This is a genomic window from Actinosynnema sp. NPDC091369, from assembly GCF_044757065.1.
GTDB lineage: Bacteria > Actinomycetota > Actinomycetes > Mycobacteriales > Pseudonocardiaceae > Actinosynnema.
In genome coordinates, this window is the sequence record NZ_JBIVUG010000005.1 from 57,180 (window position 1) to 73,249 (window position 16,070).

The following is a 16,070-nucleotide window of genomic DNA, read 5'->3' on the forward strand; positions in this document are numbered from 1 at the left end:
TGGGCACGATGGCGGGATGGAGCTGTTACCGGGAATGGACCTGCTGCCACCGGCCGAGGAGCTGCTCGGCATCCGCTCGACCGCCGACCGGCCCCACGACCTGCACCGGGCGCTGGAGTTCGTGCTCGACCTCGTCGGGCCGGAGTTCACCGTGGAGCGGTTCGAAGCGAACGGCAAGCCGAGCGCCCTCGTCCACCTCGGCGCGGACCGACCGCACTTCCGGGTGCTCTTCAACGCCCACCTGGACGTGGTTCCGGGTTCGGACGAGCAGTTCCGGCCGCGCCGCGACGGTGACCGGCTCATCGCGCGCGGTGCGCAGGACATGAAGCTGTCCGCGGTGGTGCTGGCCTCGGTGTTCCGGGAGACGGCCGCGCGGCTGCCGTACCCGATCGGGCTGCAACTGGTCACCGACGAGGAAGTCGGCGGGCGTGACGGCACGCTGCACCAGTTGGAGCAGGGTGTGACGGCGTCGTTCGTGGTGATCGGGGAGCACAGCGCGCTGCGGGTCGTCGCGGAGTCGAAGGGGTTGATCACCGTGCGGCTGAACGCGGTCGGGCGGGCGGCGCACAGCGCGTACCAGTGGCTCGGCGACAACGCGGTGCTGAAGGTGATGCGCGCGGTGGACCGCGTGCTGGCCGCGTACCCGTTGGCGGCGGGGGAGGAGTGGCGCACCACGGTGAACGTCGCCCGGATCACGTCCGGGAACCAGGCGCTCAACCAGGTGCCCGCTGACGCGACCGCGTGGCTGGACGTCCGGTTCCCACCCGAGGACGCCGACTTCACCGGCCGCACCAGGGAGGAGGTCGCCGCGCACTTCACCGCGTTGTGCCTGCCCGGCGTCACGGCCGCCGTCGACCACTTCGAGCCGCCGCACCGGGCCGACCCGGACGGCCCCGACCTGGCGGCGTTGCAGCGCGCCGCCCGTGCGCAGGGGTTCTCGGGCGACCTGCTGCGCAAGCACGGCGCGGCCGACTCGCGGTTCTACTTCCAGCGCGGCATCGACGCGGTGATCTTCGGCGTGGGCGGCGACGGCCAGCACGGGCCGGACGAGTACGCCGACCTGGCCACGGTCGAGCCGTACCGGCGGGCGTTGATCGCGTTCCTGGAGGGCATTGCCTAACGTGTAACCCAGTGGTTACGCTTTCGGGGTGGACGAGGTGGCGGGGGCGATCGCCGATCCCGTGCGGCGGGAGATCCTGGAGATGCTGCGCGCCGACGCGCGGCTGTCGGCCGGGCAGATCGCCGAGCGGTTCGCGATCAGCCGTCCTGCGGTGAGCCGGCACCTGCGGGTGCTGCGCGAGAGCGGGCTGGTGCGCGACGAGCTCGTGGGCAGGCAGCGGTTCTACGTGCTCGACGCCTCCCGGTTGACGCCGCTCGCGCGGTGGCTGGCGTCGTTCGAGCAGCCCGCCGCACCGGACCTGGTGTCCGGCTTGGCGCACCGCCTCGACGCTCTGGAGACCGAGGTCTACCGCACCCGGCGGGAACGCCGCCCCGACTCCCTCCCCCTCCCCAACACCGACGTCAAGGAGAACACCGCATGACCCCGACCCCCACCGGTCGCCTGTTCCGCACCGACAAGGGCAGCGACCTGGTGATCACCCGGACGTTCCGCGCGCTCGCCGACGACGTGTGGGCGAGCCTGACCGAGCCGGAGCGCACCGCCCGGTGGTTCGGCCCGTGGGAGGGCGAGGCCGGGCCGGGGCGCACTGTGAAGGTGCAGATGGTGTTCGAGGAGCAGGGGCCGTGGGTGGAGGTCCGCATCGACGCCTGCGACCCGCCCCGCCGGCTGGCGCTGTCCATGGTGGACGAGGCCGGCACGTGGCGGACGGAGCTGCTGCTGTCCGAAGTGGACGGCGTGACCGAGCTGCGGCTGGTGCACCACCTGTCGACGGAGGAGGGCATCGGCGAGATCGGGCCGGGGTGGGAGTACTACCTCGACATGCTGATCGCCTCCCGGTCGGGTGCGGCGCTGCCCGCCTTCGACGACTACTACCCGTCGCAGAAGGCGTACTTCGAAGGGCTGACGACGGACGAGTGACCCGGAGGTCAGTCCCGGCCGGCGTCGACCACGCAGAACAGGTTGCCCTCGGTGTCGGCCAGGACGACGAAGTTCGCGTCCGGCGGGTAGTCCCACGGGACGCGTTCGGCACCGAGGCCGACCAGCCGCTCGACCTCGGCCTCCAGCTCGGCCCGGTCGGCGACGTGCAGGTCGAGGTGGGTCCGGTCGGACTCGTCCAGCGTGAGGGGCGGCCCGCCGCCGTCCTTCGGCGCGAGCACCGGGCTCTCGTCGCCGATCGGGTCGTTGACCAGGTCGTAGCCGAGGGTCGCGGACCAGAACTCCGCCGCGCGGCGGACGTCCGAGACTCTCAGGACCACGCTGCCGATGTGCGCCATGGGCCCATTGTCGGATACGCCGTCCGCGGTATCCGGTCAGTCGGGGATGCGGGCGGCGACCTCGGCCTGGAAGTCGGGGCACGCGGTGATGTCCTCGGCTTCGCAGCCCATCGCGTGCTCCAGCACCGCCAGTGACGCCTGGAGCGAGGCGATCCGCTCGGCCAACCGGTCGTGGTGCTCGCGGTAGAGGGCGCGCCGGGCCGGGCGGTCGGCGGTGGCGGCGAACAGCAGCCGGATGTGGTCGAGCCCGAGCCCGGCGTCCTTGGCGAGCAGGATCATCGCGATCCGCGCCTCGTCCGCGCGCCCGTACCGCCGCCGGCCGTTCGCCCGGCGCTCCGGGTCGAGCAGGCCCACGTCCTCCCAGTGCCGCAGCACGTGGGTGGCCAGCCCGAACCGCTCGGCCACCGCGCCGATCGACAGCCCCTCGCTTGACTTCATGTCGACATGAAGTTGCACAGTCGGCGGTGTTGTCAACCACCGCTGAGGAGCAGACGTGTCCACCACCTACTTCGACCGCGAGCGCAGCGCCTCCTACGACCGCCGGGCCACGCGGCTGCTGGGCGGTTTCCACCGACGGGTGGTCGCCGACGTGGCGGAGGTCGCCGAGCCCGAGGCGGTCGTGCTCGACGTCAGCACCGGCCCCGGGCGGCTGGTGCACGAGCTGGCGGCCCGTCGTGCGGACCTGGTGCTCTGCGGTGTCGACCTGTCCGCCGACATGGTGGCCATCGCCCGCGCCGCCGCGGCACGTCGGGCGTCGCGGGTCACGTTCCAGGTCGCGGACGTGACGGCGTTGCCGCAGCGGAACGACAGCGTCGACGTGGTGGTGTCGACGTTGAGCATGCACGAGTGGCCGGACCGGCGTCGGGCGGTGGCCGAGCTGCGGCGCGTGCTGCGTCCCGGCGGCGTGCTGCTGGTGTACGACTTCCGCTTCGCGCGGCTCGAACGCGACTTGTTCTCGGACTTCGCGAACGTCCGGCGCGTTCCCGTGCGGCCGAAGGGGTGGCCGGTGGCGTTGTTCGCCGGTGTGCGTGCTTCGGCGAGGTGATCAAGGGGCGGTGAGCTGCGGGTTTCGGCGTTCGGGGGTACCGTCGGGGTACGACGCAGCGGGTTGAGCCAGCAGCCACTGCCTTCTTCGACCCTGAGGAGGCTGCGGACCGTGATGACGGAACCGTTCGGTCACCCGTTCAGGGTGGATCGGCAAGTGCACGGCTATGCCGTCGTGGTGCGTGTCGCCGGTGAAGTGGACGCGATGACCGTCCGCGAACTGCGGCACGAGATCTCGGTCGGCCTGGCCCTCGCGACCCCACCGGCCCCGGTCGTAGTGGACCTCAGCGACGTCGACTTCCTCGCCGCCGCCGGCCTGAACGAACTCCACCGCGGCCACCTGGCGGCGCTGGAGGCCGGCGTGCCGCTGCGGGTGGTCGCCGCCAACCGCCACGTGCTCCGCCCGTTCGAGATCAGCGGCCTGGACCAGGAGATCACCCCCTGCGCCACCCTGGCCGAAGCCCTCGCCACCCGCACCCGGACCAACCGCCGCCGTTTCGCCGCCCTCTGAGCCGCCCTCCGAGTGCTGCCCTGTGAGTGCCGTCAGTGCGCTCGCGCGTGGCTTTCCTCCAGCGAGAGGCCGCGCCGCCGCTCGACAAGAACCGCGAGCACCTCACCGGATCGTCGGCGGGGCAGCGCCGACCGTGGTCGAGGGCGGTGCGGGCCACCTCGATGCGGTGCTGCTGCTCGGCCGGCTCGAGCATCTTGCGATCCATCAGGTCGCGCCGGTCCTGCCGCTCACCCGTGAGGAAGTGCCCGATCTCCGCCAGCGTGAACCCGATCTCGCGGAGGAAGAGGACCACGTCGACCTCGCTGACCGCCGACGCGGCATAGCGCCGCCGTCCCGCCACCCGTGCGGTCGGCCGCACCAGGCCGAGTTCGCCGTAGTAGCGGAGCGCGCTCGTCGGGACGCCGGTGCGTTCGGACAGTTCACCGATGGACAACGTCGTCGGCGTCGACCACTCGGCCGTGATGGTCAGCCAAGCGCGCCGCCGCAACCGGCTCGCCATCCGGGCCGGACGAGTGCGCCTGGTGCACGGGTCGGTCGAGGGCCTGTCGATCGGCGACGGGTCTTTCGACGCCGCTCTGGCGGTCAACACCGTCGGCATGTGGCCCGACCCAGCCACTCGACTGCGCGAACTGGCCCGGGCGTTGCGGCCCGGCGGACGCCTCGCCCTGGTGTCCCAACCCCGGTGCCCGGGCGCCGTCGCCGCCACATCCGCCGCGGCCGGCCAGGATCCGGCTGCGCTGCTCACCGCCGCCGGCTACGTCCACCTCCGAACCGAAGTACTCGCCCTCGACCCACCGGCGGTGTGCGTCATCGGGCACGTGGCACCTGCGGACGCCGAAGACCAACCTCACAGCCACCACGACTGAACCCTGGTGCAGATCGTTTCAGGTCGACACCGTGGACGACCACCTCGAACCGCTTGGTCCCGGTGATCCGACTGTGGGACGGCACGGACACAGCCCTCGCCTCGGATGGCTGTCGGCTTGGAGGCGCGCTGTTCGTGGTTGGCTCCCTGATCCCGCCCCAGACCACCACCCACTCGACCGCGATCGAGCAGTTCGCGCCTACCAGCCCGGCCACGCCCACCCCGGAACGGAACGGCAGGCGGCACCGTGTCACTGCGGCTCGGACAGTCGTTGTCCGGTCACTGGGCGGTGTGCTTCTCGGACATCGGGTTGGCGGGACTTCGCGGACGACGGGTTACCGGTGGGTGAGGTCAGCCGTGGGCGCGGGCGGGTGTTCATCGGAGGACCCCAGGTGGTGAGGTTGCGGATAACGGGTTTCGGATGCGTTCACCGGGCTGAGCGTTGCTTGGGCGTGGTCGGCTCAGGGTGTTGATCGGGTGTGGTCGGCTCAGGGTGTTGATCGGGTGTGGTCGGCTCAGAGAGCTGTGGGGGAAGTCAGCCCAGGGTGCTGGCGTAGGCGAGTGCGCCGAGAGCCGGGGCGATGCTCAAGGTGAGGAGGACCGACTTCCGGGTCGGTCTCGGGCCCGTCAGCAGCTGTTGCAGGCCGGTGGGCACGAAGGCGGCGCACAAGCCGACTGCGGCGATCACGGAAGTGAGTTCGGTGCCCTTCAGGACGCCCAACGGGAGCAGGCACGTGGTGGCGAGGGCGAGGGCGCGGAACGGGCCCAGGGTGCGGCTTCGGTAGGCGGCGAAGGCCAGGACCGGCCAGCCGAGGAGGATGGTGAACGAGAGGAAGCTGAACAGGTGCAGGTCCTGGTAGGACTGGGCGATCAGGTCGGTCGCGGTGGTCGGGCCCTCGTGGCGCACCAGGTTGTGCGCGGCTTGGTCGATGCCCGCGTGGAACGTCCGTTCGAACAAGCCCACCAGGACCAGTGACGCGCCCCAGCTCGCCGCAACCGGCCGGGTCTGTCCGATGTGGTGGGCCAGCGCGATCACGGCCGGTGCCAGCAGGACGGTGCCGGCGATCGTCAACGCGTGCGCGGCGCTCATCAAACCGGGTCGCTCGGCCACGGCCGCCAGCTGCTGGGGGAAGAAGTAGTGGAACGGCCAGCGCAGCAGGAGGCCCGCGAGCAGCAGGAGCGGAGCGAGGATCAGGGTGCCGGCGCCGATCCACCGGCCGGGGAAGGTGTAGGTCATGGGGGAGACGATGCCGGGGACGGCCGGGTTGCGGATCGGCTCACGGTCCGGATTTCGGTGTCAGACCGGGGTCCGATGGGGCCGCACGCAGGCCATGTCCCCCTCAACCGCCACGAGCGACGCCCGCGGTTCGTCGGGCGGTCCGGCCAGCCCCACGTCCACCACGACCGCACCCGGCAACCCGGGCAACGCGGCGGCGAACGCGACCACCTCGCCCACCAGCACCGCCGTCCCGTCCGGCAGGTCGACGGGCAGCTCACCACCGTCCCTGTACACGCGTGCCGTGAAGCTCTTGTCGGCCGGCGGCTTGGCGAACACCGGAACGGGCAGCCCCGAGTCCCAGGCCATCGGCCACCCGATCGGCGAACAACGGCCCGCTGTAGTAGTGCACCGCCCCGTCCGGAACGGCCGACACGTCGGACACCACGGTCAAGCCGCGCTCGACCGCCGCATGTGCAGGCGGACTGATCGTCGGCAGCACCAACGGCGGCACGAACAGCGAACGGGTCGTGGTTCACACATCGTGCGGCCCGCCGAGCCCCGCCGTGGAGTGATCACTCCCTCGGCCCACGGCCGCCCGCTCCGTACGCTGCACCGGATGATCAGCTACGAGTGGCGCGGCCACTTCGAGAACCCCGAGGTCAACGCCCTGCACGCGGAAGGCTTCGACCACGCGCCCCTGGCCGACGACTGGTGGGGCCAGGTGACAAGCCACAGCCTCGGCTGGGTGACCGCACGCCGCGGCGACGCCCTCGTCGGGTTCGTCAACGTCGCCTGGGACGGCGCGATCCACGCCTTCCTCCTCGACACCCTCGTCACCGCCGCCGAACGCCGACGAGGTGTCGGACGTCACCTCGTCGCCACCGCCGTGGACGCCGCGCGCGCCGCCGGGTGCGAGTGGCTGCACGTCGACTTCGACGACCACCTCAAGGCGTTCTACTTCGACAGCTGCGGGTTCCAGCCGACCAACGCGGGTCTCGTCGCCCTCTGAAACGAGCGTGCGTTACCGGGTGTAGGTCGCTCCACGGCGGGTAGTCGGCGGAAGACTGCCGACGAGGAGGAGCACGTGGACGCGTTCAAACCGGCCAAGGTCGTGAAGGAAGCCCTGGACAAGGCCGTGGAGAAGGTCGCCGACCTGGTCACGCCGCCGGTGCCGGGCACGCCGGGCAGCGCGCCGCCCCCGCTGGACCCGCCGAGCGAGCCGCAGGGGCCGCTGCCGCGCAAGCCGGACCAGACCTCCCCCCAGACGCGGACCGCGACCGGCGCGGAGACCGGCGCCGCGGCCGACGTGCGGGAGCAGCAGGGGGAGTACCTGACCACGTCGACCGGCACCCGCCTGTACGACGCCGACCACTCCCTCAAGGCGGGCGCGCGCGGGCCGACACTGCTCCAGGACCACCACCTGCGCGAGAAGATCACCCACTTCGACCACGAACGCATCCCCGAGCGGGTGGTGCACGCGCGGGGCGCGGGCGTCCACGGCGTCTTCGTGGGCTACGGCAACGCCACGAACGTGTGCAAAGCCGGGTTCCTGGCGGAAGGCGTGACCACCCCGGTGTTCACCCGGTTCTCCACGGTCGTGGGATCTCGCGGCTCCGCCGACACGGTCCGTGACACCCGCGGGTTCGCCACGAAGTTCTACACGTCCGAGGGCACCTTCGACCTGGTGGCCAACAACATCCCGGTGTTCTTCATCCAGGACGGCATCAAGTTCCCCGACATCATCCACGCCGCCAAGCCGCACCCGGACCGGGAGATCCCGCAGGCCCAGAGCGCGCACGACACGTTCTGGGACTTCGTCTCCACGCACACCGAGGCCACCCACCACGTCATGTGGCACATGTCCGATCGGGCCGTGCCGCGCTCCTACCGGATGATGGAGGGCTTCGGCGTCCACACGTTCCGCCTGGTCAACGCCGAGGGCCAGACGTCGCTGGCGAAGTTCCACTGGAAGCCCAAGCTGGGCGTGCACTCCCTGCTGTGGGAGGAGGCGCAGCTGATCGCGGGCGTCGACCCGGACTTCCACCGGCGCGACCTGTTCGACGCCATCGAGTCCGGCGCCTACCCGCAGTGGGAGCTGGGCATCCAGGTCTTCCCGGACACCCCGGAGCAGACCTTCGAGGGCATCGACCTGCTCGACTCGACCAAGCTCGTGCCGGAGGAGCTGGCCCCGGTGCAGCCGATCGGCATGCTCACCCTCAACCGCAACACCACCAACTTCTTCGCCGAGACCGAGCAGGTCGCCTTCCACGTCGGCCACCTGCCGCCGGGCATCGACGTGACCGACGACCCGCTGCTGCACGCCCGCCTGTTCTCCTACATCGACACGCAGCTGAGCAGGCTCGGCGGCCCGAACTTCAACCAGATCCCGATCAACCGGCCGCACGCCCCGGTCAACGACATGCTGCGCGACGGCTTCCACCAGCACGCCGTGCACAGCGGCGTGGCGCCGTACAAGCCGAACACCCTGGACGGCGGCTGCCCGTTCATGGCGGGGCTGGAGACGGGCGCGTTCGTGGAGTTCCCGACGCCGGTCGCGGAGGCGGTGAAGGAGCGCCGCGCGCCCGCGTCGTTCGCCGACCACTACAGCCAGCCGCGGATGTTCTACCGCAGCCTGAGCCCGGTGGAGAAGGAGCACCTGGTCCGGGCCTTCACGTTCGAGCTGGGCAAGTGCTACGAGCAGGCCGTCAAGGAACGCGAGCTGCGCGTGCTCGCCAACGTGGACGCCGAGCTGTGCGCGCAGGTGGCCGCCGGTCTCGGGTTGCCCGCGCCGGAGGCGACCGAGCCCGCCGCCGAGGTCACCCCCAGCCCGGCGGTGTCCCAGATCGGGCAGGTGTGGCCGCCGGACGGCCGGATGATCGGCATCGTCGTGGACGCCGACGACCCGGCGAGCCTGGACGGCCTGCACACCCTGCGCCAGACGATCACCGCCGGCGGCATGGTGCCGTTGATCATCGCCGCGCGCGGCGGTCAGCTGGACGAGGGCCTGGTGGCGCAGCGGACGTTCCTGACCGCCCGCTCGATCGAGTTCGACGCGCTGCTGCTGGCCGCCGCGCCGCCGCCCGCCCCGGACGCGATCCCCGCCCGGGACGACAAGGCCGGCGCGCCCGCCACGGCAGTCGACCCGCGCGTGGTGCTGATGGTCCAGGAGTGCTACCGGCACGCCAAGGTGATCGGCGCGTGGGGCAACGGCGAGGCCGCGCTGGTCGAGGCCGGGTGCTCGGCCGGTGACCTGGGCATCGTGGTCGGCGAGACCCCGGCGGACGTGTTCGGCGAGGTGCAGACGCTGCTCGGCACCCACCGGGTGTGGGACAGGTTCCCCGCGACCATCGCCTGACCCGACGACGACCGGCCGCGGACACCCGTCCGCGGCCGGTCGCTCACGTCAGCACAGGCACAGCGTGTAGTTCGCCTGGTACGTCGTGGCGGTCGCGGGCGCGGTGACGTTGTGCGTCTGCGCCCCGCCGTCGGACCAGCTGCTGTACCCGTAGCGGAACACCAGCGCGCCGCCCTGCGGGCTCGGCGCGCTGATCGAGTTGTTCGAGCCCACGATCACCGTGCGGGTGAACGGCGTGGTCTGCGCCGTGCCGCCGACGCTGAGCTGGAGACCGCTCGGGCTCGACGTGAACGTCAGCGCCACCGTCTGCGGGTCAAGCCTCGTCGTGGTGCTCTTGACCCGGCCGGACGAGTCCGTCGCCGTCAGCGTGAGCTCCAGGTGCGACGGGTACTCGTGGTCCGGCGCGATGAACGAGCCCGACGCCACGCCCGACCACGTCTGCACCACGTGCTCGTGGCACGAACCGGTGGTCGCGCAGTGCTGGATGCCCAGCTTCCAGCTCAGCGCGGACGCGGGCAGCGCGCCGTCCTGCGGGTCGGTGGCGTGGCCGGAGAACGGCACGTTCTGCCCCACCACCCAGTTCAGCGGCGCGGTCGGCGTGTCGATCACCGGCACGGGGTCCTGGGCCACGGGCGTGCCGACGGTGACGGTGATCGAGGTCGTGCCGCTCGCGCCCGCCTGGTCGGTCGCCCTGAGCCGGACCGTCACCGCGCCTTGCGTGGTGTACGTGCGGGTCGGGGTGGCGGAGGTCGAGTCGTCGTACTGGCCGTCCCCGTCGAGGTCCCACGCGTAGCTGAGCGTGTCGCCGGGATCGGGGTCGGTGGACCCCGTGCCGCTGAACTGCACGGCCAGCGGCGCGGGCCCGGACTGCGGCGTGGCCGTGGCGACGGCGGTCGGCGCCTGGTTGCCGGTCGGGTAGCTGACCCGTCGCAGCTGGCCCGCGCCGAGCGCGATGTAGAACAGGTCACCGCCGGGACCGGTGGTGATCTGGACCGGGACGTTCACGCCGGTCACGAACGGCACCAGCTTGGCCGGGTCGGGCTGGCCCGCGGTGGTCTGCATGGCCCAGATGCAGCCGCGCGAGCTGTCGGCGAAGAACAGCGCGCCGTCGTAGGCGGGCGGGTAGTTGCTCGTCGACTCGAACGCGATGCCGGACACCGACGAACCGCCCGTCGGGCACGGGTCGGTGGCCACGACCTTCGCCGAGTGGTTGTAGGCGTAGTACGGCGTGGTCTGGCCCGCGCCGGTGTACAGCGACTCGCACAGGGTCAGGTTCGCGCCGTCGTAGCCACCTTGGCGCGCGGAGCCCTCGTAGCAGGGCCAGCCGAAGTTCTCCGCCGTCGCGTCGTTCACGTCGGCGATCCGGTTGATCTCCTCCCACGTGTTCCAGCCGACGTCGCCCGCCCACAGCTCCTCGGTGCCGGGCCGGAAGGCGAAGCGGAACTGGTTGCGCAGGCCGTGGGCGATGACGCGCCGGGCGTTGGCGTCGGCGTGGCCCGCGAACGGGTTGCCGGCCAGGCCCGCGCCCGTGTCCGGGTCGATGCGCACGATCGAGCCGTCGAGGCTGACCGGCTCGCCCGCCGGGCGGCGGATCGACTGGGAGCGCAGCGCGCCGCCGCGCGCGGTGGGCGCGGTGAGGTTCGTGCCCGCGGGCGACGGCGGGTCGGCGCACGGGTTGCCGACCTGGCCGTAGTCGGTGAAGTTGAAGCTCGCGCCGTCACCGCCGCCGACGTAGAGGCCGCCGTCGGGGCCGAAGACGACCGTGCCGATGGAGTGGCTCGGGTACTGCTGGCACCAGTCGGTGACCAGCGGCTGCTCGGCGGTCATGGTGCCGCCGGCGCCCATGGTGAGCTTGGAGACCCGGCCGGTGACCACGCAGCCCTGGTCGGTCGCCCCGGGTGGGGTCGGGCACTGGTCGCCCCAGCGCGGGTGCGTGCCGCCGGGCACGGCGTCGTAGGTGTAGGCGACGTAGACGTACGGGCGGGTCGGGAACTGCGGGTCCACGGCCAGTCCGAGCAGACCGCGGTCCCAGAAGTCCTGCGTCTGCGGGCGCAGGTCGGCGAACACGGTGGCGGTGGTGTCGGCGAGCGAGTCGAAGACCTTGACCAGGCCGCTCTTCTCGGCGATGAACACCCGGCCGTCCGGTGCGAACGAGACGGCGGTGGGCGAGGTGAGGCCGCCGATGGCGAGGGTGTCGGCGAAGCCGGCGGGCACGGCGGCGGCAGCGGTCGGGGGGAGTGCCACTGCGGTGGCGGCGACCACGAGGGTCGCGGCGGCCACGGCGGTCACGCGTCTCGAACGCGGGGAGAGTGGTGCGCGGCGGAGTAATCGCATAGCCCGTTTCGTTCCCTTCGTGACACTTCTGGGTGAGCACGGAAGGGTGACACGGGAACGTCTGTCACGCACTGCTTTGTCCGCCCACGATCGGGCTACCGGTCGGTCTCATCCGGGCGGCCTATCGGTCACCCCGAAAAATCGGCTCGGCCGTGATCCGTCCGGCGTACGCGGCCTCGGTGTTCAGTCCAACGCGGTGTCGCGCGCGGCCCGCGTGCGGGACAGCAGGAACCCGGCCGCGGCGGCGAGCGGGAACATGACCACCCCGTAGACGGCGGCCGGCACGGCCAACCGCTCGCTGCCGAGCACGGTCACCGCGACCGTGATCGCCAGGGTGCTGTTGTGCACCCCCACCTCGAACGCCGACGCGATGGCCTGCCGCTCGCCGACCTTCGCCAGCCGGGGGACCAGGTAGCCCGCGGCCAGGCTGCCCGCGCAGAACAGCGCGGCCGCCGGCCCGATGTCGGCCAGGTACGCGCCGACGTCGTCCCGCTCGGCGATGATCGTGCCCGCGATCACGGCCACGAGCACCACCGCCGAGAAGATCCGCACCGGCTTGTCCGCGCGCTCGGCGAACGCCGCCGACCAGCGGCGCACCAGCATGCCCAGCACGACCGGCACGAGCACGATCGCGAACACCTGCGCCACCTTGCCGAACTCCAGCCCGACCGCGCCACCGGCCACCGGCCCGAAGTGGTCGAGGGCGAGGTTCACCACCAGCGGCAGGGTGATCACCGCGACCACGGAGTTCACCGCGGTCAGCGTGATGTTGAGCGCGACGTCACCGCGGAACAGGTGGCTGAACAGGTTCGCGGTGGTGCCGCCGGGCGACGCGGCGAGCAGCATCATGCCGACCGCGAGCACGGGGTCCAGGCCCAACGCGACCACGAGCCCGAAGCACGCCACCGGCAACAGGACCAGCTGGGTGGCCAGCGCGACCGTCACGGCCCGCGGCTCGCGCGCGATCCGGGCGAAGTCGACGACGGTCAACGACAGCCCGAGCCCGAACATGACCACGGCCAGCGCGACCGGGAGGCCGACGCTCGTCAGGGCGGAATCCACGGCGATCACCTGCGTTCCTGCGGCTGAGTCCCGCGTCGAACCCGGACCAACGAAGAGCGCATCCTCCCCCGGAACCGGACGAATCGGGAGGTTCGAGGCCGATTCGATGGCATTCGGTGATCACCGCTACGGTTGTCAGGCATTGCCTGACAACTGCGGAGGGCCGATGACGTACCCACCGGGCTGCTCGTTCTGCGGCAAGGCCGCCGTCGACGTGCGCAAGATCATCAGTGGGCCGGGCATCTACATCTGCGACGGGTGCGTGTCCGCGTGCGTGGCGATCCTGGAGGCCGACGACGGGATTTCCGACGTGACCGTCCCGGAGTGGTCGGCGATGTCGGACGACGAGTTGCTGGCCCACCTGCCGCGCATCGCGGCCACCGCGAGCCAGGTCGAGACCGGGTTGAAGGACCGGGTCGCCGAACTGCGCGGCCGCGGCGTCACCTGGGCGCGGATCGGCGCGGCGCTGGGCATGAGCAGGCAGTCGGCGTGGGAGCGGTTCTCGTGAGCGTCTGGCGGGTCCGCGACTTCCGGCTGGTGTGGGCCGCCCAGACGCTGTCCTCGTTCGGCAACGGCGTCTCGCAGCTCGCCTACCCGGTGCTGATGCTCGCGCTGACCGGCTCGGCCACCGCGGCGGGGGCGTTGGCGGCCGTGCGCGCGGTGCCGTACCTGGTGCTGGGCCTGCCCGCCGGCGCTGGTGGACCGCTGGGACCGCAGGCGCACGATGGTGCGGTGCGACCTCGCCCGCGCGGTCACCATGGCGACCGTGCCGGTGGCGGTGCTGTTCTCCGCGCTGACGCCCGCGCACCTGTTCATCACCGGGTTCGTCGGCGGTGTGCTGCACGTGTTCTTCTCCGCCGCCGAGAACGCCGTGCTGCCGAACGTGGTGGACGAGGACCGGCTGACCGACGCGGTGTCCGGCGTGGAGACCGCGCAGGCGGCCACGGGGGTGCTCGCCGGGCCGGTCGGCGGCGCGCTGCTCCAGTGGGGCCGCGGGCTGCCGTTCCTGGTGGACGCGGTGTCGTTCCTGGCTTCGGCGCTGTGCCTGGCACTGGTGCGGACCGACTTCCGGGCCGATTCCCGCGCCGAGCCCGCGCGGGACGGTCTGCGCAGGGAGGTCTCCGAGGGCGTGCGGTGGCTGTGGGGTCACCGGCCGTTGCGGCTGATCGCCCTGACCGCGGCCGGGTTGCAGGTCGCGATCTCCGGTGTCGCGCTGGTCGCCATCGTGGCCGCGCGGGACGCGTCACCGACCGCGATCGGCGGGTTGTTCGCCGCCCTGGGCATCGGCGGTGTCGTGGGCGCGGTGATCGCGCCGAAGCTCAAGGCACGTCTCGGGTTGACCGGCCTGCTGCTGTCCGTGGTGTGGTTCCAGGGCGCGCTGTGGGTCGTGCTGGCGTTCTCCACCGGGCTGATCGCCGTGGGCGTCGTGCTGGCGCTGTTCACGGTGTCGATGCCGTGCTTCGGCGTGGCCGCGCTGAGCTACCAGCTGGAGGCCACCCCCGACCACCTGCTCGGCCGCGTCGGCACCGGGTTCAGCCTGCTGATCTGGGCGGCGACACCGGTGGGCGCCGCCGCCGCGGGCGTCCTGCTCGACGTGGTCACCCCGGGCGCGACGTCCCTGCTGTTCGCCGGATGGGTGGTCGTGCTCGGAGCGGTCGCTACGCCCGCCCTCGGCCGCGCGATCCGGCTGGGGTCGGTAAACGCATAGTGGCCGGCGTCGGCGATCGACGGGAGGGCCCGGCACGAGGTGAGCGTCGGGACCGGTGGTGCTCGACGGCGAGGCGGGACGCGCCTCGCGGCACGCCCCGCTCGAACCTACCCGGGAAGCAGGTCGTTGATCCCGTTGATCACGGCGACCACCTGCGCCAGGAGACCGGCGACGGTCGCCCCCGCGGCACACCACCTCCATCGGGGCCGCCGCGTCGACCGTCCGCGGTGTTCGTCCCCGTTCGGCTTCCTCCGGACCACAGCACCCTCCGTAGCCCTCACCCACTCACGAGGGAGGGCGGACACGCCCGCATCCGGGCGAGGCCGAGACCTTCCCGACCCGTCGACGTGGCCGGGACGGCGGGAGCCGGATCCGTCGCCGACCGTATCGGGAGACCGGTGCGGGGTTGAGGGGCATGACCCATGATCTTCAGTCCGTGCGCCGGGGCGTGGACACGTCCGCAGGTCGTCCTGGGCGGTACGACGCTGGGTGACGGCATCTCCGCAGGTCGGAACGCAGTGTCGCACAGGCCGTGGTTTCTGTGTTCGTGTCGCCGTACCGGGCGCTCGGCCGGCGGGTCAGGGTTTGTGGGAGACGAGGAGGGACTGGCCGGGGGAGGTGGTCAGGGGGTGGGTGGTCGGTGAGGTCAGGCCGGCGGAGGTGAGCCAGGTGGTGATCTCGGCCGTGCCGTAGACCTGGCCGCCCTGGCCGTGGAACAGGTTGAGGCTGAAGACGCGGGCGAAGGCGTCGGACGCGCGGTCGGGGGAGTGCTCGTCGTGTTCCAGCAGGACGACCGCGCCGCCCGGTCGCAGCGCCGCGGCGACGCGCTCCAGCAACGACCGGTTGGCCGCCGCCGTCCGGCCGTGCACCACGTTGAACAGCAGCACGGTGTCGTAGTCCGAGCCCAGGTCGAGCGTGTCGTAGTCGCCCGCCCGCAACGTGATCCGCCGGCACAGGCCCGCGTCGGTGACCGCCGCCGCGCCCACCGCCAGCGCGTCCGGCAGGTCGATGACGGTCGCCTCCAGCGACGGGTGCGCCGTGCACAGCCGGATCGCGTGCTTGGCGTGCCCGCCACCGACGTCCAGCAACGTCGACCCGACCGGCACGATCGACGCCACCTCCGGCGCGATCGCGTCGGCGTGCCCGGCCAGCATGCGCTGGAACCGGCGCAGCACCTCCGGCCGTTCGGCGAGCCACCCGTAGAAGTCGAGGGCCGGCTTGCCGGTGCGGACCGACTCCGCCAGGCCCTCCCACGACTCGAACAGCACCACCGACCAGAACCTGTCCACCTCCGAGTACCCGCCGCCCGTCAGCCACTTCGCGGTCTCGTCGGTGTTGGCGTACCCGTCCGGCCCGCCGGTCAGGTACCCGAACGCCACCAGCGCCTCGGCCAGCAGCGCGGCGCCGCGCGGGTCCGCGCCGATCTCCGCGGCCAGCGACGCCGCCCGGCGCGGGCCGTCGGCCAGCGCGTCGAACACGCCCAGCCGCAGGCCCGCGGCGACCGCGCGGTAGCCCGCGGTGGCGAGCATGTCGTGGAACGACGGCGGACCGTCGTCCGGTCCCAGGTGCAGTGGCATG

General features: G+C 72.1%; 18 protein-coding genes. 10 read left to right on the forward strand and 8 right to left on the reverse strand.

The genetic code is table 11. The annotated features are described in order from the left end of the window. Positions 1-16 precede the first annotated feature (16 nt). The 3 genes from ACIQMJ_RS20205 to ACIQMJ_RS20215 are packed head-to-tail and all read left to right on the forward strand — an operon-like array spanning position 17 to position 2,038. Positions 17-1,120, forward strand: coding sequence for a M20 family metallopeptidase (locus ACIQMJ_RS20205; protein WP_499762527.1), 1,104 nt, complete (start codon positions 17-19; stop codon positions 1,118-1,120). Between the two features lie 28 nt (positions 1,121-1,148). Beyond that, positions 1,149-1,541: a metalloregulator ArsR/SmtB family transcription factor gene (locus tag ACIQMJ_RS20210; RefSeq protein ID WP_499762528.1), complete on the forward strand. Its 393-nt coding sequence runs from the start codon at positions 1,149-1,151 to the stop codon at positions 1,539-1,541. Beyond that, positions 1,538-2,038 (forward strand): SRPBCC family protein, encoded by a 501-nt coding sequence (locus ACIQMJ_RS20215; RefSeq protein ID WP_499762529.1) that lies wholly within the window; start codon positions 1,538-1,540, stop codon positions 2,036-2,038. Before ACIQMJ_RS20210 ends, ACIQMJ_RS20215 begins: the two co-directional genes overlap by 4 nt. A gap of 8 nt (positions 2,039-2,046) precedes the next feature. Here ACIQMJ_RS20215 and ACIQMJ_RS20220 read toward each other — a convergent pair whose 3' ends face one another. Together ACIQMJ_RS20220 and ACIQMJ_RS20225 are read right to left on the reverse strand one after the other, a co-directional pair. Further along, positions 2,047-2,394, reverse strand: a complete 348-nt coding sequence (locus tag ACIQMJ_RS20220) for a VOC family protein (protein ID WP_499762530.1) — start codon at positions 2,392-2,394, stop codon at positions 2,047-2,049. A gap of 36 nt (positions 2,395-2,430) precedes the next feature. Beyond that, positions 2,431-2,832, reverse strand: coding sequence for a MerR family transcriptional regulator (locus ACIQMJ_RS20225; RefSeq protein WP_499762531.1), 402 nt, complete (start codon positions 2,830-2,832; stop codon positions 2,431-2,433). A gap of 55 nt (positions 2,833-2,887) precedes the next feature. Here ACIQMJ_RS20225 and ACIQMJ_RS20230 point away from each other — a divergent pair, with 55 nt between their 5' ends. Both ACIQMJ_RS20230 and ACIQMJ_RS20235 read left to right on the forward strand, forming a co-directional pair. Next, positions 2,888-3,439 (forward strand): class I SAM-dependent methyltransferase, encoded by a 552-nt coding sequence (locus ACIQMJ_RS20230; protein WP_499762532.1) that lies wholly within the window; start codon positions 2,888-2,890, stop codon positions 3,437-3,439. 114 nt (positions 3,440-3,553) lie between these two features. After that, positions 3,554-3,949 carry an STAS domain-containing protein gene (locus ACIQMJ_RS20235; protein WP_499762533.1) on the forward strand — a complete coding sequence of 132 codons (396 nt, stop codon included), beginning with the start codon at positions 3,554-3,556 and terminating at the stop codon, positions 3,947-3,949. Here the strand turns inward: ACIQMJ_RS20235 and ACIQMJ_RS20240 are convergent. Continuing rightward, complete coding sequence (locus ACIQMJ_RS20240; RefSeq protein WP_499762534.1) at positions 3,873-4,448, reverse strand: MerR family transcriptional regulator; 576 nt, start codon at positions 4,446-4,448, stop codon at positions 3,873-3,875. The genes ACIQMJ_RS20235 and ACIQMJ_RS20240 overlap by 77 nt on opposite strands. On the opposite strand from ACIQMJ_RS20240, the gene ACIQMJ_RS20245 reads away from it, so the two are divergent. Further along, positions 4,375-4,815 (forward strand): class I SAM-dependent methyltransferase, encoded by a 441-nt coding sequence (locus ACIQMJ_RS20245; protein ID WP_499762535.1) that lies wholly within the window; start codon positions 4,375-4,377, stop codon positions 4,813-4,815. The two genes, ACIQMJ_RS20240 and ACIQMJ_RS20245, sit on opposite strands and share 74 nt — an antisense overlap. Before the next feature lie 534 nt (positions 4,816-5,349). On the opposite strand, the gene ACIQMJ_RS20250 is transcribed toward ACIQMJ_RS20245, so the two are convergent. Both ACIQMJ_RS20250 and ACIQMJ_RS20255 read right to left on the reverse strand, forming a co-directional pair. Further along, positions 5,350-6,051 carry a hypothetical protein gene (locus ACIQMJ_RS20250; RefSeq protein ID WP_499762536.1) on the reverse strand — a complete coding sequence of 234 codons (702 nt, stop codon included), beginning with the start codon at positions 6,049-6,051 and terminating at the stop codon, positions 5,350-5,352. Between the two features lie 60 nt (positions 6,052-6,111). Continuing rightward, positions 6,112-6,399, reverse strand: coding sequence for a hypothetical protein (locus tag ACIQMJ_RS20255; protein ID WP_499762537.1), 288 nt, complete (start codon positions 6,397-6,399; stop codon positions 6,112-6,114). Between the two features lie 250 nt (positions 6,400-6,649). On the opposite strand from ACIQMJ_RS20255, the gene ACIQMJ_RS20260 reads away from it, so the two are divergent. Both ACIQMJ_RS20260 and ACIQMJ_RS20265 read left to right on the forward strand, forming a co-directional pair. After that, complete coding sequence (locus ACIQMJ_RS20260; protein WP_499762538.1) at positions 6,650-7,042, forward strand: GNAT family N-acetyltransferase; 393 nt, start codon at positions 6,650-6,652, stop codon at positions 7,040-7,042. Positions 7,043-7,117: 75 nt separating this feature from the next. Continuing rightward, on the forward strand, positions 7,118-9,388 hold the full coding sequence (locus ACIQMJ_RS20265) for a catalase (RefSeq protein ID WP_499762539.1): 2,271 nt from the start codon (positions 7,118-7,120) through the stop codon (positions 9,386-9,388). Between the two features lie 48 nt (positions 9,389-9,436). Here ACIQMJ_RS20265 and ACIQMJ_RS20270 read toward each other — a convergent pair whose 3' ends face one another. Together ACIQMJ_RS20270 and ACIQMJ_RS20275 are read right to left on the reverse strand one after the other, a co-directional pair. Beyond that, positions 9,437-11,722 carry a PQQ-dependent sugar dehydrogenase gene (locus ACIQMJ_RS20270; protein WP_499762540.1) on the reverse strand — a complete coding sequence of 762 codons (2,286 nt, stop codon included), beginning with the start codon at positions 11,720-11,722 and terminating at the stop codon, positions 9,437-9,439. Positions 11,723-11,905: 183 nt separating this feature from the next. Beyond that, positions 11,906-12,784: a bile acid:sodium symporter family protein gene (locus ACIQMJ_RS20275; RefSeq protein WP_499762541.1), complete on the reverse strand. Its 879-nt coding sequence runs from the start codon at positions 12,782-12,784 to the stop codon at positions 11,906-11,908. A gap of 166 nt (positions 12,785-12,950) precedes the next feature. Here ACIQMJ_RS20275 and ACIQMJ_RS20280 point away from each other — a divergent pair, with 166 nt between their 5' ends. After that, on the forward strand, positions 12,951-13,292 hold the full coding sequence (locus ACIQMJ_RS20280) for a ClpX C4-type zinc finger protein (RefSeq protein ID WP_499762542.1): 342 nt from the start codon (positions 12,951-12,953) through the stop codon (positions 13,290-13,292). 189 nt (positions 13,293-13,481) lie between these two features. Next, complete coding sequence (locus tag ACIQMJ_RS20285) at positions 13,482-14,492, forward strand: MFS transporter (protein ID WP_499762543.1); 1,011 nt, start codon at positions 13,482-13,484, stop codon at positions 14,490-14,492. 578 nt (positions 14,493-15,070) lie between these two features. On the opposite strand, the gene ACIQMJ_RS20290 is transcribed toward ACIQMJ_RS20285, so the two are convergent. After that, complete coding sequence (locus tag ACIQMJ_RS20290; protein ID WP_499762544.1) at positions 15,071-16,069, reverse strand: methyltransferase; 999 nt, start codon at positions 16,067-16,069, stop codon at positions 15,071-15,073. Position 16,070 lies beyond the last annotated feature (1 nt).

Excerpts from the sequence above, each read along its gene's own strand:
- ACIQMJ_RS20245 (WP_499762535.1), top strand. The coding sequence starts at position 4,375 with ATGGACAACGTCGTCGGCGTCGACCACTCGGCCGTGATGGTCAGCCAA.
- ACIQMJ_RS20255 (WP_499762537.1), bottom strand. The coding sequence starts at position 6,399 with ATGGCCTGGGACTCGGGGCTGCCCGTTCCGGTGTTCGCCAAGCCGCCG.
- ACIQMJ_RS20240 (WP_499762534.1), bottom strand. The coding sequence starts at position 4,448 with ATGGCGAGCCGGTTGCGGCGGCGCGCTTGGCTGACCATCACGGCCGAG.
- ACIQMJ_RS20270 (WP_499762540.1), bottom strand. The coding sequence starts at position 11,722 with ATGCGATTACTCCGCCGCGCACCACTCTCCCCGCGTTCGAGACGCGTG.
- ACIQMJ_RS20215 (WP_499762529.1), top strand. The coding sequence starts at position 1,538 with ATGACCCCGACCCCCACCGGTCGCCTGTTCCGCACCGACAAGGGCAGC.
- ACIQMJ_RS20280 (WP_499762542.1), top strand. The coding sequence starts at position 12,951 with ATGACGTACCCACCGGGCTGCTCGTTCTGCGGCAAGGCCGCCGTCGAC.
- ACIQMJ_RS20220 (WP_499762530.1), bottom strand. The coding sequence starts at position 2,394 with ATGGCGCACATCGGCAGCGTGGTCCTGAGAGTCTCGGACGTCCGCCGC.
- ACIQMJ_RS20290 (WP_499762544.1), bottom strand. The coding sequence starts at position 16,069 with ATGCCACTGCACCTGGGACCGGACGACGGTCCGCCGTCGTTCCACGAC.
- ACIQMJ_RS20225 (WP_499762531.1), bottom strand. The coding sequence starts at position 2,832 with ATGAAGTCAAGCGAGGGGCTGTCGATCGGCGCGGTGGCCGAGCGGTTC.
- ACIQMJ_RS20235 (WP_499762533.1), top strand. The coding sequence starts at position 3,554 with ATGACGGAACCGTTCGGTCACCCGTTCAGGGTGGATCGGCAAGTGCAC.
- ACIQMJ_RS20250 (WP_499762536.1), bottom strand. The coding sequence starts at position 6,051 with ATGACCTACACCTTCCCCGGCCGGTGGATCGGCGCCGGCACCCTGATC.
- ACIQMJ_RS20260 (WP_499762538.1), top strand. The coding sequence starts at position 6,650 with ATGATCAGCTACGAGTGGCGCGGCCACTTCGAGAACCCCGAGGTCAAC.
- ACIQMJ_RS20205 (WP_499762527.1), top strand. The coding sequence starts at position 17 with ATGGAGCTGTTACCGGGAATGGACCTGCTGCCACCGGCCGAGGAGCTG.